Here is a 12,196-nt window from a genome sequence, read left to right as displayed (position 1 = left end):
GCCCGCGGCGCCGAGACCTGTCCTGTCGTGTCCTGCACGCGTGCTCCCCGCACCCTGCCGCCCCTGCGACGGAGCCCGATCTTGCACCGGTCGCCGCACCGCTCCACAACGCGCCAGCGCCGCTTCCGGCGCAGGCCGGAATTCTCGCCCGATGCTCGTCGAGTCCGCCGCGGCGGCTTTGCGCCAGACTTTCTCGCCGCCGCTGCGTGCGATCCTGTGGAAGTCCCTCGGCCTGACGGTCGGGCTCCTGCTCCTGATCTGGCTCGGCCTGACCCGGCTGATCCAGGCCTTCCAGGCGAGCCACCACATTTCCGCCCAGTACCCGATCCTCGACAGCCTCGCCTACTACCTCGCGGGTTTCGGTCTGGTCGTGGCCCTCGCCTACCTGATGCCGGCGGTCTCGATCCTGGTGGCGGGCTTCTTCCTCGACGACGCGGCCGAGATCGTCGAGCGCACCGATTTCCCGAACGAGCCGCCCGGACGCGCCATGCCGTTCGGGACCGCCATGCTCTACGCCCTGCGCTTCGCCGGTGTGACGCTGCTGGTGAACCTCGCGGCCCTGGTGATCTTCTTCGTCCCTGTCATCGGGATCGCGGCCTTCTTCGCCGCCAACGCCTACCTGCTGTCCCGCGAGTACTTCGAGATGGCGGCGGCCCGGTTCCGCCCCCTTCCCGAGGCCGCCGAGATGCGCCGCGCCTTCTCGGTCCGGACGCTCGGCGCCGGTTGCCTGCTGGCCGGCCTGATGATCGTCCCGGTTCTCAACCTGCTGACGCCCCTCTTCGGCATCGCCCTGATGGTCCACCTGCACAAGCGCCTCAGCCGGCGCCTGCTGGTGGCCGGGCCGGCGCGTTAGGCCGGCGCGCCGATGCGGCCAATGCACACGCTGGCGGGCCGGGCCGCCGGCCGCTACCCTCACCGTGACCCGGCCGGATGTCCGGGGCGGAGAGCCGATCGATGAAGGCGCACGACGCGGGCTCGGACGTCCCTCCGCCGCCCGGCAAGGCCCCGTTCCTGCTGGTCGGCCTCGCCGGACTCGGCCTGCTCGCCTGGGGTGCCTACGGTCACTGGCAGCGCGACGTGGAGGCGACCGCGACGCTGGAGCGGATCAAGACCCTCGTGCCGCAGGTGCGCACCGTGGCCGCCGAGCGGGCCGATGGCCCCCTCGATCTCGTGCTTCCCGGCGAGATCCAGGCCTTCACCACGGCGGCGATCGCCGCGCGCGCCACCGGCTACATCGCGGAGCGCCGGGTCGATATCGGATCCCGGGTCAAGGCGGGCGACCTCCTTCTGCGCATCGCCGCACCGGATCTCGACCAGCAGCTCGCGCAGGCCGAGGCGCAGGTCGGCCAGCTGAAGGCGCAGCTGCTCCAGGCGCAGGCGCAGGTCGAGCAGGCCCGCGCGAACGTGAACCTCGCCAACCTCACCAACAACCGCACCAGCACCCTGGCCGTGCAGGGCTGGGCCTCGCGGCAGAACGCCGACAACACCAAGGCGGGCGTGTTGAGCCAGGCCGCCGCGCTCGCCGCCGCCGAGGCGGGCGTGAAGGTCGCCACCGCCAACATCAAGGCGCAGGAGGCCGTGGTCGACCGCCTGAAAGCGCTCACCGCCTTCGAGCGTGTCGTGGCGCCGTTCGACGGGGTCGTGACCGTGCGCAACGTCGATGTCGGCGACCTCGTCCGTGCCGACAACGGGGGCACGCCGCTGCTGACCATGGATCAGGACAGCCTGCTGCGCATCACCGTCAACGTGCCGCAGAAGGATGCCGTCGGCGTCAAACCCGGGGTGCGGGCCGAGATCACCGTGCCGCAGATGCCGGGGCGGCGCTTCGAAGGCTACGTGGAGCGCAGCTCCGTCGCGCTGAACGCGGCGTCGCGCACGCTGACCACCCAGGTGGACGTCCCCAACGCCGACCGGGCGCTGCGGGCCGGGCTGTACGCCTACGTCACCCTCAAGATTCCCCGAGCGGAGCCCGGGGTGTCGATCCCCGCCGAGGCGACGGTGTTCGACGGCAACGACCTCAGGGTCGCCACCCTCAGCGACGACGACCGGGTGACGTGGCGGACGATACGCGTCCGGCGCGATCTCGGGCGCACGCTGGAGCTCGACTCGGGGCTGCCCGCCGACAGCCGGATCATCTACAGCCCCGCCCCGGATCTGCGGGACGGCCAGTCGGTCGAGCCCCTGAAGTCACCGCCTCCGCCCGGGCCGCTCCGCTCGGCGCAGCGGTGAACGCGGGAAACACTCGACCGCGGGAATCATTCGGGCGCGCCGGCCGCGGACCGCGTCGCGACGGCGGGCCGGCGCGCGGATACGGCCTCTGAGCTGTCGGAAACCGGTCGGTATATCGGTGCCGAGCTGGCGACATGAGCATCGCGCCGGTCGGATCCGTTGCTCAAATGCGCGCCACTCGTAATGAAAGGTTGCGTTCAATCGACGGGATCCGCTCGCCGGCACAAGCGCGGTGCCGAAGATTTCACCGATCGTGCGGTCGACTGTGCACGATTCGCCGATTGCTCCGTGACGGTCGCGCGCAGCTGATCCGTGATCTGAGACAAGCCAGCTAATTGCCTCTTAACAAGTGACATTTATCGCTGGCCGGACGTGTGACCCAGCGACCTGTGCGATGCGAGATCCCGAGACACCGACGGCGTGCGCGGACCGAGCCGGGCACACCCGCGCGGCCGCCACGCGGACGGGCCGTATCACGTCGATCCGCGCCGCGGTCAGCGTCGCCTTCCTCTGTGTCGGTCTTCTCCTGGGCGCGCTCGCGCTCTCGGCTGGCTTGGCGATCACGCAGGTCGGGACGCTCGTCACACGGACCTACGACGAATCCCTGACCTCGATCAGCTTCGCCCGCGCGGTGGCGGCCGACTTCGCGAAGATGCGCGCTGCCCTCGTCCGGCGGATGCAGACCGGCGACGCTGCCGAGGTGGCGAAGCGGGATGCGGACATCACCGACCTCTCGGCGATCCTGGCCGAGGATCTCACCATCGCGGCCGAGCGGGCCCAGTCCGAGCGGGCGGCGCGGACGGCCGAGGCCGTCCAGACCAGCGTGGCGTCCTGGGAGAGCCTGCGCCGCGCTTTCGATCCCGTGACAGTTCGGCCGGATCAGAAGGCGGCTCTCGAACGGCAGGCCGACGCAATCGAAGGCCAGATCGATCTCCTGATCAACATCATGGCCGGCGACGGCTTCACCTTCCGGCAGGCTGCGCGGCAGCGCGTGCGGGACGTCGTTCGGTGGCACGCCATCGCGGCGGCCCTCGTGATCATCGCCTGCGGGCTGATCGCCTGGCTGCTCACCCGCCACATCGGCGGATCGGTCGGCGCGGCGGCCGAGGCGGCCGAACGGATCGCGGGCGGCCAGCGCGACGATCGGATCCCCACCGGCGGCCGCGACCGGTTGGGCCGGCTGCTGAACGCCGTCGCGGCGATGCGGTCGACCATCCGGGCTCTCACGCTCCGCGAGGGCAGCCAGCGCCGGGGCACCGAGACGCAGGTGACGGACGCGCTGCAGACAGCACGGGAAGGCGTCGTCGTGGTCGATGCCGACGGCCGGATCACCCTGGCCAACGCGCAGGCCCTGCGCTTCTTCGACGGGCTCGACGCTGCCATCGAGGCCGGTCTGTCGCTGACGAAGGTTGCGCACGAGCCGCAGGACTACCGCTCGGATGTCCCGGAGGATCGCTTCGGAGCCCTGGCCCGGGACGGCGATGTCCGGTTGGCCGACGGCCGCTGGCTGCGGGTGAGCCGCACCGCGACCCGGCAGGGCGGCTTCATCGCGGTGTGCAGCGATATCAGCCTGCTCAAGGAGCAGGCGCATTTCCTGACCCGGACCAACCTGCGCCTCGATGCGGCCCTCGACACCATGTCCCAGGGGCTCTGCCTGTACGACGCGCAGCATCGGTTGATGGTGGTCAACCGGCGCTACGGCGAGATCTACGGCCTGCCGCCCGGCACGGTCGTACCCGGCATGACGGCCCTCGAGGTCCTGAGCGCCAGTCTCGCGGCCGGCAACCATCCCGGCTGCGATCTCGAAGCGCTGCTGCGCCAGCAGCGGGACGCCTTCAGCAACGGCGTTTGGCAGACGCATTTCCAGGAGCTGAGCAACGGCCGCATCGTCGCCATCGACCGGCGCGAGGCCGCCGATGGCGGCTTCGTGGCCACCTACGAGGACGTCACGGAGCGCCGCCGGGCCGAGGCTCGCATCGCCTTCCTGGCGCATCACGACCTGCTGACCGGCCTGCCCAACCGGGTGGCGGTGGGGCAGCAGATCGACGTGGCCGTGGCGCAGGCCGGGCGCGACCAGGGCTTCGCGGTCTTCGCCATCGACCTCGACGACTTCCGGCCGGTCAACGAGACCCTGGGCCACGGGATCGGCGACGAGCTGCTCGTCGCGGTCGCGAATCGGCTCACCGCCTGCGTGCGCGAGATCGACTGCGTCGCGCGCCTCGGAGCCGACGAGTTCATCGTGGTCCAGCGCGGCGTCGACCGGCCCGAGGACGCCGCCATCCTCGCCCGGCGCATCATCGAGGTCGTCGGCGCGCCCTACAGCCTGACCCACCACACGATCTGCGTCGGGCTCACCATCGGCATCACCCTCGCGCCGAGCGACGGGTCCGACGCGGACAAGCTCCTGAAGAACGCCGAAGTCGCCCTCGACCGGGGCAAGGCCGAGGCGCGCGGAGCGTTCCGCTTCTTCGAACCGGCCATGGATGCCCGCCTCATGGCCCGGCGGATCATGGAGCGCGACCTGCGTGACGCCCTCGCCCGGGAGGCGTTCGAGGTCTACTACCAGCCGATCTACAGCCTCGAGACGGACCGGATCTGCGGCTTCGAGGCGCTGCTGCGCTGGAACCACGCGGTCCGCGGCTCCGTCTCGCCGGCCGAATTCATCCCGATCGCCGAGGAGCTCGGGCTGATCGTGCCGCTCGGCGAGTGGGTGCTGCGCCGCGCCTGCGAGGAGGCCGCCCGCTGGCCGGACGAGCTCAAGGTCGCCGTCAACGTCTCGGCCGTGCAGTTCACCTCGGCGAGTCTCGTCACCGCCGTGCGCGAGGCGCTGCGGCGGACCGGGTTGCCGGGCCGGCGCCTGGAGCTGGAGATCACCGAGACGGTCCTGGTGGCCAATCCCGGTGCGACGACGGCGATCCTGCATAGCCTGCGCGCGCTGGGCGTGCGCGTGGCGATGGACGATTTCGGCACCGGCTACTCGTCGCTCAGCTACCTGCGCTCCTTCCCGTTCGACAAGATCAAGATCGACCAGTCCTTCGTGCGCGACCTGTGCGTGAAGGACGGGACCGATTTCATCGTTCGGGCGGTGATCGGCCTCGGTGCCAGCCTCGGCATGACGACGACCGCCGAGGGCGTCGAGACGGAGGCGCAACTCGCGCAACTGCGCGCCGAGGGCTGCGACGAGGTCCAGGGCTACCTGTTCAGCCGCGCCGTCCCCGTCTCGGAGGTCGCCTCGGTCATCCGCCGCTGGAACGGCACGCTCCGGGCGATCGCCTGACCATCGTGGCGTCCGGCGGTGCGCGCCGCCCCCGCGAGGGGACAGCGCGCGTCGTGGGCTGATCGGATGACCGGTCGGAGATCCGCCCTACTCGGCCGCGTCGAGGCGCGGGCGCTCGATGTGGCTGCGCTCGGCCTTGACCAGCTCGGCCGTGCGGAACGCCACCTCCAGCGCCTGCTCCGCGTTGAGACGCGGGTCGCAGTAGGTGTGGTAGCGGTCCTGCAGGTCGTCTGCCGTCAGGGCCCGGGCGCCGCCCGTGCACTCGGTCACGTCCTTGCCGGTCATCTCCAGGTGGATGCCGCCCGCGAAGGTGCCCTCGGCGCGGTGGACGCCGAAGAAGCCCTCGATCTCCTGCATCACCCGCTCGAACGGCCGGGTCTTGTAGCGGCCGGCCGGGATCGTGTTGCCGTGCATCGGATCGCAGATCCACACGACCGAGCGCCCTTCCCGCTCGACCGCCCGGATCAGCGCCGGCAGGTGGTCGCCGACCTTGTCGGCGCCGAAGCGGCAGATCAGGCTGAGGCGCCCCGGCTCGTTCTCCGGGTTAAGAAGGTCGATGAGCCGGATCAGGCCCTCCGCCTTCATGGACGGGCCGCACTTGAGGCCGATCGGGTTCTTGATGCCGCGGGCGTACTCGACGTGGGCGTGGTCCGGCTGCCGGGTCCGGTCGCCGATCCACAGCATGTGGCCGGAGGTCGCGTACCAGTCGCCGGTCGTCGAATCGACGCGGGTCAGCGCCTCCTCGTAGCCGAGCAGCAGGGCCTCGTGACTGGTGTAGAAGTCGGTGGTCCGCACCTCCGGATGGGTCTCCGGATTGATTCCGATCGCCCGCATGAAGTCGAGCGCGTCGGTCATGCGGCCGGCGACGTCCTGGTAACGCGAGGATTGCGGCGAATCCTTCACGAAGCCCAGCATCCAGCGATGCGCATTCTCGAGGTTCGCGTAACCGCCGGTTGCGAAGGCGCGCAGCAGATTCAGCGTCGCGGCCGATTGCCGGTACGCCTCGAGCTGGCGGCGCGGATCCGGCACCCGCGACTCCTCGGTGAAGCCGATGCCGTTGATGATGTCGCCCCGGTAGCTCGGCAGGCTCACGCCCTCGAGGGTCTCGGTCGGCGACGAGCGCGGCTTGGCGAACTGCCCGGCGATGCGCCCGACCTTCACCACGGGCGAACCGCCCGCGAAGGTCAGCACCATCGCCATCTGCAGGAACACCCGAAAGAAGTCGCGGATGTTGTCGGCAGAGTGCTCGTCGAAGCTCTCGGCGCAGTCGCCGCCCTGGAGCAGGAAGGCCTGGCCCGCGGCGACGCGCCCGAGCGCGGCCTTCAGCTTGCGGGCCTCACCGGCAAAGACCAGCGGCGGAAAGCTCGCGATCTGCGACTCGACGGCACCGAGGCTGGCGGCGTCCGGATAGGTGGGGACCTGCTCGATCGGCAGATGTCTCCAGCTCTTCGGTGTCCAACGCTCGCCCATGGTCTCTCTCCGCGCACCTCTTCGTGCGATCGCGCCTACGCGCGAAGCGCGGCTTATAGAGAGGTTCCTCTACACTTGCGAGTGCCGTGAACCGGGGGGCAGGCGCGTCCCGGATTCAGGTCTCGGGTCAGGCCTCGCCGTCCTCGACCTCGATCCCGTGGTCGGCCAGAATCCAGAAGATCGCCTCCAGATCCTCGGCCGAGACGTCCCGGGGCGGCAGCGCCTCCTCCAGGTCGTCGTAGGTCAGGTTGCGGCTGCGCTGCGCCTCAGCTTTGGCGAGGAGGCGGTCGATCGCATGCCGGATGTCCGGGGAAAGGGCCTCGTGGCTCGGCGGCCGGTGGAAGGCCGGCCGCAGGGCGTCCTCCAGCAGGCCGTCGATGATCGCCTGCCGCCGCGCGTGCGCGTCGTCCTCGCGTCGTCCCTTGCCGGTGCCCTGCTTGCCCATGACCCTGATATGGCTCGGTCGCGCACCGCGTCGAGCCCCGGCCGCGGCGCAGGTCTCAGCCGACGCCGACCGGGTGCTTGGTGACCTCCGGGACGCGCATGGTCACCAGCTCCTCGGCGGCTGTCGGGTGGACCGCGATGGTCCGGTCGAAATCGGCCTTCGTGGCGCCCATGGTCACGGCGATGCCCACCGCCTGGATCACCTCCCCGGCATCGTGGCCGAAGATGTGGACGCCGACCACGCGGTCGCTGGCGCAGTCGACCAGCACCTTCATGAAGATCCGCTCCTCGCGGCCGGACAGGGTCGCCTTCATCGGGCGGAAGCGCGCCTTGTAGACGTCGATCTTGCCGTAGATCGCCCGGGCGGCCGCCTCGTTGTGGCCGACGACGCCGATCTCGGGGGTCGAGAACACCGCGGTCGGGATCAGGCGATGGTCGACGCAGGCCGGCTTGCCGCCGTAGACCGTGTCGGCGAAGGCGTGACCCTCGCGGATCGCCACCGGCGTCAGGTTGGCGCGGTTGGTCACGTCGCCCACCGCGTAGATCGACGGCACCTTGGTCTGCGAGTAGGCGTCGACCGGGATCGCACCGGCGGCGTCGGTCTCTATGCCGACCCGGTCGAGGCCGAGGCCCTCGACGTTCGGCCGCCGCCCCGTGGCGACGAGCACCTCGTCCACCAGGATCTCGCCGCCGTCGTCGAGCTGCGCGCAGAGGTCGCCGTCCCGGCGCTCGATGCGCCGCAGCGTGCGCCCGAGCCGCAGGTCCATGCGCTGGGCGTAGGCTTCGGCCAGAGCGTCGCGGATCTCGTCGTCGAACCCGCGCAGCAACCTGTCGCCCCGGTGCAGCAGCGTCGTGCGGCTGCCGAGCGCCGCGAAGACGCCGGCGAACTCCACCGCGATGTAGCCGCCGCCGATCACCAGGATCCGGTCCGGCAGGCGCTCCAGCTCGAACACCTCGTTGGAGGTGATCGCCAGGTCGATGCCCGACACCGCCGGCTCCTTCACGGGGTGCGCGCCGACCGCCACCAGGATCCGCTCGGCCCGGATGGTGCGGCCGGACGCGACGAGGCGGACCGTGTGGGGATCCTCGATCACCGCCCGCTCGGGTACGATCTCGACGCCGGCGCGGATCAGGTTGGTGTCGTAGATGCCTTCGAGCCGGGTCACCTCCGCGTCGCGCCGCGCCTTGAGCGTGCCCCAGTCGAAGCGGGGCTTCTCCACCGTCCACCCGAAGCCCGCGGCATCCTCGAATTCGTCGGCGAAGCGGCCGGCATAGACCATCAGCTTCTTCGGGACGCAGCCGCGGATCACGCAGGTTCCGCCCACCCGGTACTCCTCGGCCAGCATCACCCGCGCGCCGTACCCGGCCGCGATCCGCGCCGCGCGGACACCCCCGGACCCGCCGCCGATGACGAAGAGGTCGACGTCGAACGCGCTCATGCCGGACCGTCCCGCTCGGATCTCACGATCGCGCCGCCCCGAGGGGCCGCGCGCATCCAGGTGATGGCAGCGCCGAGCCCCGCCGTCCACCACGCGGCCCAGCCGTTGTGCTCGACGAAGGCGATCGAAGCCGCGCAGGCCACGAGGCCGAGCGCCGCCGCGCGGTCCGGTCGCGGCAGCCGCGCGATCCGGGCGAGCATCAGCATTGCGGTCAGCGCCGCGAGGATCGCGCCGGGCAGGCCGAGCTCGGCCCAGACCTGCAGGAAGCTGTTGTGCGGGTGCCCGACCCCGAGGAGGACGCGCATCTCCGGCTGCACCGTCTGCGCGACGGCCGTCTCGGCGAAGCGCGCGCTGGTGCCGACGCCCGCGCCGCGCCAGGGATCGGCCGCCACCGCGGCCCCGAAGCTGCGCGCGATCGCCACTCGGGCCCGGGACGAGGACTGGACGAGGCGCTCGTGGGCGGCCTCCGGCATGGCGCGGGCGAGAAGGTCGCCCTCGACCGGGGCGAGGATCAGCGCGAGGCCGAGACCGAGTCCGGCGAGGCCTATGCCGACCCGTCTGGGCAGCGAAAGCGCGAGGGTCGCCATCGCGGCGCCCGCCAGGAGGCCGAGCTGGGCGGCGCCGCTGATCGAGCGGACCACGCCGAGGCTCGCGAAGGCGAGGGTCGCGGCGGCGAGGCCGCGGGCGCGGTCCTTCCAGAGGACGAGGGCCAGCGGGCCGGCCACGAGGTCGAGGGTCAGGGCCGGCCGGTTGTGCACGAAGGCCGCGACCCGGCGCCCGAGGGCCCGCTCCAGGGCCAGATCCGAGGCGAGATCCACGGCGATCAGGAGTCCCGCCAGCGCGATCGCGATCGCGCCGAGCCGCGGCGCGAAGGCCGGGATCCGGCCGGGCGCGAGGCAGGCCAGGAGGTAGGCGGCAAGCAGCGTCGGGAGGAACTCGCCCAGCACCCGCAGGGAGGCCGCCGGGAACGGGCTCCAGGCCAGCGAGACCAGCGCCCAGGCCAGGAAGGCGAGCGCCGCCCCGGCGAGCGGCGTCCGCAGCGGGGACAGCAGCGCGCGGCGCAGGGCGGACGCGTCCTCCGCCCATCGTCCGACCAGGAAGGCGAGCGCCGCCAGCCCGACGACCAGCGGGCTCGACCGGTTGGCCAGCACCATGGCGAGCGGCATGGCCGCGAGGAGCGCGCCGCCCGCCGCGTACATGCGGCCGGCCGCTCTCATGGACGACCTCTCACGGCGATCCGCCCCCGGGAGCGGCTGCCCTCACTGCATCTGGTGTCCGCGCTTGCCCATCTCGGCACGGACGCGGACCATGACGTATTCGGAGACGTCCTGCGTCCAGTCCTGCATCTCCTGCACCATCTCGTCGAGGAGCTGCGGCTGCGCCTCGACGTAGTGCTTGCCGGCGGGCGAGCGAAAGAAGGTCGCGATCTCCTTCAACTCGGTTTCCGAGAACTTCGACGCGTAGGTGCGCGCCGCGATGTCGATCATGCGCTGCTTCTGCAGCTCCATCTCCGGCTGCAGCGAGGCCAGGACCTCCTCGAGGTCCTTGGACAGCTCGGGACGGGTGACCGCCTGCTTGCGGATCTGGTCGGCGAAGGCCGGCAGCACCGAGTCGAACGACCGGGCGATGCCGGAGCTGAGCATCACCTCGCGGGCCAGGGCGAGGTGGGCCGGCGTGTAGGTGGCCGCGGCCGGGCTGTTGGCCGCGGGGGCGCCGGCGGCCGGCTGCGCCGCCGGCTTGGCCTGCGCGGCCTTCTGCGGCTGCGCGACCGCCGCGTGGGGGAGCGCCGGGAGCGCGAGGCCGAGCGCGAGGCTGAGCGCGAGGCCTGGCACGGCGGTGAGGCGACGGGACATGCTGGACTTTCTTGCGAGGATGGCCGGCGATGGAGGGCGGCGCCTCAGGTGAGGCTGCCGAGAACGGTGACCTCGGCCTGCCCGTCCCGCGCCGCCGCCAGGATCGCGGCGTCGGCGATGCCGAGGAACAGACCGTGCTCGACGACGCCCGGCACGGCCCAGAGGGCGGCGCCGAGGGCCTCCGGATCAGGAATCGCTCCGAGGCGCGCGTCGAGGATGTAATGGCCTCCGTCGGTGACCAGGGGCTTGCCATCCGTCAGGGCGCGCAACCGGACCTCGCCGGAGCAGCCGGTCCCGGCGATTGCGGCCTCGACGGCCCGGTGCGTGGCCTTGAGGCCGAAGGGATTGACCTCGATCGGGAGCGGGAAGGCGCCCAGCCGCGCCACGTGCTTGGCCGCGTCGGCGATCACCACCATGCGATGGCTCGCGCAGGCGACGATCTTCTCGCGCAGGAGTGCCGCGCCGCCGCCCTTGATCAGGCGCAGCCGGTCGTCGACCTCGTCGGCGCCGTCGATGGTCAGGTCGAGCTCGGGCTGCTCGTCCAGGGTCGCGAGGCGGATGCCCAGGCCCTCGGCCTGCGCGCGCGTGGCCTCGGAGGTCGGGACGCCGACGATGTCGAGGCCGGCGCGGACGCGCTCGCCGAGGAGCGCCACGAAGGCCGCCGCCGTAGAGCCCGTGCCGAGGCCGAGCCGCATGCCCGGTTCGACGAGGTCGAGGGCGCGGGCCGCCGCGGCCCGCCTCAGGTCCGGCCCACTCACCGGGACACGGCCCGGTCGGCGAGGGGGAGCGAGGGAGCGCGGGTCATGGGCAGCCGGTCTTTCCGTGGGCGTCGGGCGGCCCCTAGCACGGGACCGGGCCGACCGGAACGCCTCGCCCGCACGGCCGCGTCACGGACGGCCGCCCTGTGTCGGGGTGGCGCTGGCGCCCGCGCGACCCGGGGCCGGACCGGTCAGCGGCGCGTCGGACGCGCCCTCGGCGCCCGGCTTGCCCTGCTGGGTGCAGACGACCTGCTCCTTCTTCACCAGCACGAAACAGATGCTCATCTCGCCGGTGCGGTAGTTCACCCGGAAGACGCCGGCCTCGCGGGTATGCCGGCTCGCCACCAGCCCGTATTCCGACGGGGTCTGCGGCCCGGCGCCCTCTCCCGATCCGAAGCAGACCGTCTGGCCGATGCCGCCCGCCGATTCCTGGAGGCCGTACTGGCAGGAGGTCACCTCGCCGGTCACCTTGTCGACTCGGTACATCCGATTCAGGTCGGTCTGCGGGGCGGGCACGAACTCGAAGGAGGTCGCCGCCGCCGGCAGGGCTTGCAGCGCGGCGCAGGCGGCCAGGAGGGGCAGGAAGAGTTTCATCGCGGGTCCCGGGGCTGGTACGCGCTGCGTTTCGCTGCGCTTTCGGGCGAGTCTGGGGCGCCCGGTGAGACGATCCGCGCATCCGGCGTGCCGGGCCGGTCGGCTTGCCCCGGGTGCCCGGCCCCGATAGCG

Annotated in this window: 10 protein-coding genes; 3 read left to right on the top strand and 7 right to left on the bottom strand. The window is 71.9% G+C overall.

The features are described from left to right. Positions 1-151 precede the first annotated feature (151 nt). The 3 genes from BMY19_RS07015 to BMY19_RS07005 all read left to right on the top strand — a co-directional run bounded on the left by BMY19_RS07015 (position 152) and on the right by BMY19_RS07005 (position 5,506). Positions 152-853, top strand: a complete 702-nt coding sequence (locus BMY19_RS07015; protein ID WP_091676735.1) for a sulfate transporter family protein — start codon at positions 152-154, stop codon at positions 851-853. 101 nt (positions 854-954) lie between these two features. Next, complete coding sequence (locus BMY19_RS07010; protein ID WP_100251273.1) at positions 955-2,229, top strand: efflux RND transporter periplasmic adaptor subunit; 1,275 nt, start codon at positions 955-957, stop codon at positions 2,227-2,229. A gap of 394 nt (positions 2,230-2,623) precedes the next feature. Then, positions 2,624-5,506, top strand: coding sequence for an EAL domain-containing protein (locus BMY19_RS07005; RefSeq protein ID WP_100251272.1), 2,883 nt, complete (start codon positions 2,624-2,626; stop codon positions 5,504-5,506). Positions 5,507-5,593: 87 nt separating this feature from the next. On the opposite strand, the gene BMY19_RS07000 is transcribed toward BMY19_RS07005, so the two are convergent. The 7 genes from BMY19_RS07000 to BMY19_RS06970 form a co-directional block, all read right to left on the bottom strand. After that, positions 5,594-6,976: a class II 3-deoxy-7-phosphoheptulonate synthase gene (locus BMY19_RS07000; protein WP_020092110.1), complete on the bottom strand. Its 1,383-nt coding sequence runs from the start codon at positions 6,974-6,976 to the stop codon at positions 5,594-5,596. Between the two features lie 127 nt (positions 6,977-7,103). Then, complete coding sequence (locus BMY19_RS06995; protein ID WP_100251271.1) at positions 7,104-7,421, bottom strand: RNA polymerase sigma factor region1.1 domain-containing protein; 318 nt, start codon at positions 7,419-7,421, stop codon at positions 7,104-7,106. Between the two features lie 55 nt (positions 7,422-7,476). Beyond that, the gene (gene gor, locus BMY19_RS06990) at positions 7,477-8,859 is read right to left on the bottom strand and encodes a glutathione-disulfide reductase (RefSeq protein WP_091976441.1); all 1,383 of its coding nucleotides are present in this window, start codon (positions 8,857-8,859) and stop codon (positions 7,477-7,479) included. Continuing rightward, the gene (locus BMY19_RS06985; protein WP_244534852.1) at positions 8,856-10,076 is read right to left on the bottom strand and encodes an O-antigen ligase family protein; all 1,221 of its coding nucleotides are present in this window, start codon (positions 10,074-10,076) and stop codon (positions 8,856-8,858) included. Before BMY19_RS06985 ends, gor begins: the two co-directional genes overlap by 4 nt. A 42-nt stretch (positions 10,077-10,118) precedes the next feature. Further along, entirely contained in the window at positions 10,119-10,712 is a 594-nt protein-coding gene (locus BMY19_RS06980; protein ID WP_020092106.1) for a DUF2059 domain-containing protein, read from the bottom strand. Between the two features lie 44 nt (positions 10,713-10,756). Further along, the gene (gene rpiA / locus BMY19_RS06975) at positions 10,757-11,470 is read right to left on the bottom strand and encodes a ribose-5-phosphate isomerase RpiA (protein WP_020092105.1); all 714 of its coding nucleotides are present in this window, start codon (positions 11,468-11,470) and stop codon (positions 10,757-10,759) included. Between the two features lie 129 nt (positions 11,471-11,599). After that, a complete protein-coding gene (locus BMY19_RS06970; protein ID WP_020092104.1) occupies positions 11,600-12,064 on the bottom strand; it encodes a hypothetical protein in 465 nt (154 codons plus the stop codon). Positions 12,065-12,196 lie beyond the last annotated feature (132 nt).

It is taken from the genome of Methylobacterium sp. UNC300MFChir4.1, assembly GCF_900110155.1.
GTDB lineage: Bacteria > Pseudomonadota > Alphaproteobacteria > Rhizobiales > Beijerinckiaceae > Methylobacterium.
The sequence above is the reverse complement of the archived record's forward strand: the minus strand, read 5'-3'. Positions and strand labels throughout refer to the sequence as shown.

What these genes read in the sequence shown, in the direction of transcription:
- BMY19_RS07015 (WP_091676735.1), top strand. Translation starts at nt 152, where the DNA reads ATGCTCGTCGAGTCCGCCGCGGCGGCTTTGCGCCAGACTTTCTCGCCG.
- BMY19_RS07010 (WP_100251273.1), top strand. Translation starts at nt 955, where the DNA reads ATGAAGGCGCACGACGCGGGCTCGGACGTCCCTCCGCCGCCCGGCAAG.
- BMY19_RS07005 (WP_100251272.1), top strand. Translation starts at nt 2,624, where the DNA reads ATGCGAGATCCCGAGACACCGACGGCGTGCGCGGACCGAGCCGGGCAC.
- BMY19_RS07000 (WP_020092110.1), bottom strand. Translation starts at nt 6,976, where the DNA reads ATGGGCGAGCGTTGGACACCGAAGAGCTGGAGACATCTGCCGATCGAG.
- BMY19_RS06995 (WP_100251271.1), bottom strand. Translation starts at nt 7,421, where the DNA reads ATGGGCAAGCAGGGCACCGGCAAGGGACGACGCGAGGACGACGCGCAC.
- gor (WP_091976441.1), bottom strand. Translation starts at nt 8,859, where the DNA reads ATGAGCGCGTTCGACGTCGACCTCTTCGTCATCGGCGGCGGGTCCGGG.
- BMY19_RS06985 (WP_244534852.1), bottom strand. Translation starts at nt 10,076, where the DNA reads ATGAGAGCGGCCGGCCGCATGTACGCGGCGGGCGGCGCGCTCCTCGCG.
- BMY19_RS06980 (WP_020092106.1), bottom strand. Translation starts at nt 10,712, where the DNA reads ATGTCCCGTCGCCTCACCGCCGTGCCAGGCCTCGCGCTCAGCCTCGCG.
- BMY19_RS06970 (WP_020092104.1), bottom strand. Translation starts at nt 12,064, where the DNA reads ATGAAACTCTTCCTGCCCCTCCTGGCCGCCTGCGCCGCGCTGCAAGCC.